The 1,577-nt window shown below is 59.9% G+C and carries 1 protein-coding gene; it reads left to right on the top strand.

Annotation, left to right across the window (positions count from 1 at the left end; translation table 11 throughout):
* A partial coding sequence (locus tag Q0216_RS05770; protein ID WP_298593680.1) for an S-layer homology domain-containing protein occupies nt 1–1,365 on the top strand: 1,365 nt, incomplete at its 5' end.
* Nucleotides 1,366–1,577: the final 212 nt, after the last annotated feature.

The following is a 1,577-nucleotide window of genomic DNA, read 5'->3' as shown; positions in this document are numbered from 1 at the left end:
ACCCTGAACCAGGGCGGTTACCGTTCGCTGCTGGGTGCGTTTGAGCTGGGTGCGGTCAGTGACCGTATTCCGACCGGTCAGCTGAAGCTACCGTCGAACCAGTCTGTTGACCTGCAGTATGTGGGTGCCGCCTCGGACGCTCCGGCGTTGAAGGCTGCCGGTAAGAACCCGAACGATGGTTCTCTGTTCTTCGGTATTTCGACCTGGAGCACCTGGGATAGCATGCACTGGGGCCGTCAGGTTCAGGTGCAGATTGATACCACCGGTGACTCCACCGCAGATTACGTTCTGGAGGTGACCCGCGAGAAGGGTCTGGACTACCCGCTGGTGAAGGTCTGGTCCATCTCCGGTAACGCATCCACCGTGGTGGCTCGCTACCCGCTGAACAGCGCCTGGGGTGACACCGACACCAACATCATGGACACCAACACCATGATTCTAGGCGTGCCGCTGAAGGACCTGGGCCTGACCGCTGAGAAGGCTCAGACCATCAAGTACACGGTGCAGACCGACACCTGGCACAACGATGGCAACCCCTACGTGGACACCACCTCGGCTATCGAGTACTCCCCCTTCAACCCCGGTGTTTGGTTCACCGGTGAGGAGTCGGGCGTGCCCGGCCTGTTCGTGGACCGTGACGGCGGCCAGCTGACCGTTCACCGCAAGAACAACAACAAGGAGCGTCAGGCTCTGTTCCTGCACATGCACAACGCGACCGGTGACCTGAGCGGCCGTAAGACCGCTAACGGTGTTGCCGCTGGCGACCGTGCGCAGGTCGTGAAGGTGGCTCGCACCATCCACGACGCACGCTTCACCGACGTTCCTGAGGATAACCAGTTCTACCGTGAAATCACGTGGATTGCTGCCCGTCAGATTGACCGCGGCTACCCGGACGGCACCTTCCGCCCGCTGAACAACATGGACCGCGGCACCATGGCTGCGTACTTCTACCGCATGAGCGGCTCGCCGCAGTACACCGCACCGTCCACCCCGAGCTTCTCGGATGTTCCGCTCAACCACCCCTACTACAAGGAGATTGAGTGGATGAAGGCTCAGGGCATCACGACCGGCTGGCCCGATGGTACGTACCGTCCGGAGGGTTCGGTGAACCGTGACGCGATGGCTGCGTTCTTCTACCGTTACGCGGGTTCGCCCGAGTACACTGCCCCCGCGCAGGCTCGTTTCACGGACGTTCCGACCGACAAGCAGTTCTACCGCGAGATTTCGTGGCTGGCTGAGCAGGGCGTGACCACCGGCTGGCCCGATGGTTCGTTCCGCCCCGTGGAGCCGGTGCACCGCGACGCTATGGCGGCGTTCGTGTACCGTTACAGCACGGGTGTGTTGAAGGAAAGCCCTGAAATCTAGGGCTCATAAGGTTCTACCGCTGTAGGTGCTACCTCAGCAGGTTTTACCGATCAGGTTCTATCGAGGGAGCCGTACCATTGCAGTTTATCTGCGGCGGTGCGGCTCCCTTTTTCTGTGGCCGGGTGCTTTCTATTGACGCGTAATGTTCCGTAATACGAGTCTGACTAGGTTATATAAAGAATCGTTGAGACAATGAATGAAGGTTTCTTCAT

Origin of the sequence: uncultured Rothia sp., assembly GCF_937976295.1 — a bacterium.
Classification (GTDB): Bacteria; Actinomycetota; Actinomycetes; order Actinomycetales; family Micrococcaceae; genus Rothia.
Note: the sequence above shows the minus strand (reverse complement) of the source record. Positions and strands in the feature narration are given on the sequence as shown.